Annotated in this window: 1 protein-coding gene; it reads left to right on the forward strand. The window is 77.1% G+C overall.

Annotated features, from left to right (window positions below; all coding sequences use genetic code 11):
- Nucleotides 1–664: 664 nt before the first annotated feature.
- On the forward strand, nucleotides 665–1,818 hold a 1,154-nt coding region (locus ACTIDRAF_RS30095; RefSeq protein WP_016700594.1), incomplete at its 3' end, for a lytic transglycosylase domain-containing protein.

Consider the following 1,818-nt stretch of genomic DNA (forward strand, 5'->3'; position numbering starts at 1 on the left):
CCCCGCCCGGGTTCCCGTCGGGAGGGGCGCCGGTACGACCGGCGCCCCGCGTGCCGCCACGCACGGCGTGCCGCCGCGCACGGCGTGCCGCCCGGGCCGGCTGCGGCGTGCCGGAGGCCGCACGGCGCGGGTCGTTTCCCGGGTCGGCGCCGCACGGCACCCCTTCCGCCGTACCGCGCTGGCCGCCTCGGCCGGTGGGGGGCGTCGGCCGCCACGGACGTGCCGCCTCCCGGAGCACCCGGCGCCCGCTCCGGTCCGAGCCCGCCGCCCACCGCACTGGTCCCCCTCGCGGCCTGGGCACGCGGGCGTCCCTCGTGCGCTCGACCGGGCACCGCTCTCCGACGAACCGGTTGCCGACAGGTGAAGGCTGGCTGACCGGTTCACGCCGTCCCCCGGCGGCGGGAAGGGCGGTTCCGCGCCCCTCCGAGGAGCGGCCACCTGGGCGGGGAACCACGGGGAGCACGCACGCGTCCCTGGTCAGAGGTGGTGGGAGGCGTCGGGACGCCGGGGTGGTCGACCTGCCGGGGCCACCCTTGTGGGGCCGGCCCACACGAGTGGTCCTGGCTCCCGTCTCACACGAGGACCACGAGGAAGCCGGTTCACTACTGCTGTGAGCTGAGGCAGACTGGCTCCGGCAGGTGGAGTTGGCGGAGGAGGGGCACCGGTGACCGACCTGAGTGGACGGGGTCCTGAGGGGGCGACCGGGTCGCGGCCGCGATGGCTGTTCGGCCCGAACGGACGTCCGAAACTCCCCGTCGTCGTCACCGCCTTCGCGGCGTTGCTGATGCCCTCCGCGGCGCTGGGCACCGCGACGATCAACGTCGCGCCGGCCTCGGCGCAGGAGGTCGGGGACGTCGCCCTGCCCGGCCCGGGTGGTGTCCTGGACCTACTGCGCGAACCACAGGACGGGGAGTTGTACGGGGCGGGCGGCCGGTTGCCAGCGGGTGACCAGGTCAGCCCCGAGCTGCTCGAGGAGCTGCGGGACCGGGGTGGCGCCCCCGGCTCGCCCGGCGACCCCTTCAACGACCTGCCGGACGGTCCGCTCGGCATCCCGGCGATCGTGCTGGACGCCTACCGGCGGGCGGAGCGCAGCCTCGGCCAGACCCAGCCCGGCTGCGGGCTGCACTGGTCGTTGCTGGCGGGCATCGGGCGGATCGAGTCCGGCCACGCCAGGGGCGGCAACGTCGACTCGGGTGGCACCACCCTCAGTCCGATCCTCGGCCCCCAGCTCAACGGGGGCCCGGGAATCGCCGCGATCCCGGACACCGACGGTGGCCTGCTCGACGGGGACCCCGTCTGGGACCGCGCCGTCGGGCCGATGCAGTTCATCCCGTCGACGTGGGCCGCCTACGCCGCCGACGGCAACGGGGACGGCGTCGCCAGCCCGCACAACGTCTACGACGCGGCCCTCGCCGCCGGCCGGTACCTCTGCTCGGGCGGCCTCGACCTGCGGGTGCCCGACCAGCTCGCGGCGGCGGTGTTCCGCTACAACCGCTCCGACGCCTACGTCCGGGACGTCCTCTACTGGGCGGACGCCTACCGGCACGGGGTGACTCCGCTGCCGGGCGAGGGCGTGCCGGCGGACCCGGACCGCAACCGGGCCCCGGTGGCACCCCCGGCCAACCCGCCCGGTGGCCCGGGCGCACCCGGCCAGCCGGGGGGCGGCGACCGGCCGGGCACCCCGCCCGGCGACGGTGGCGGACAGCCCACCAGCCCGCCTCCGACCGACCCGGTGCCGCCGTCCAGCGAGCCGAGCAGGCCACCGACGACTCCACCGACCACGCCGCCACCGACCACGCCGCCACCGACCACGCCGCC

It is taken from the genome of Actinoalloteichus spitiensis RMV-1378 (assembly GCF_000239155.1).
Taxonomy (GTDB): domain Bacteria; phylum Actinomycetota; class Actinomycetes; order Mycobacteriales; family Pseudonocardiaceae; genus Actinoalloteichus_B; species Actinoalloteichus_B spitiensis.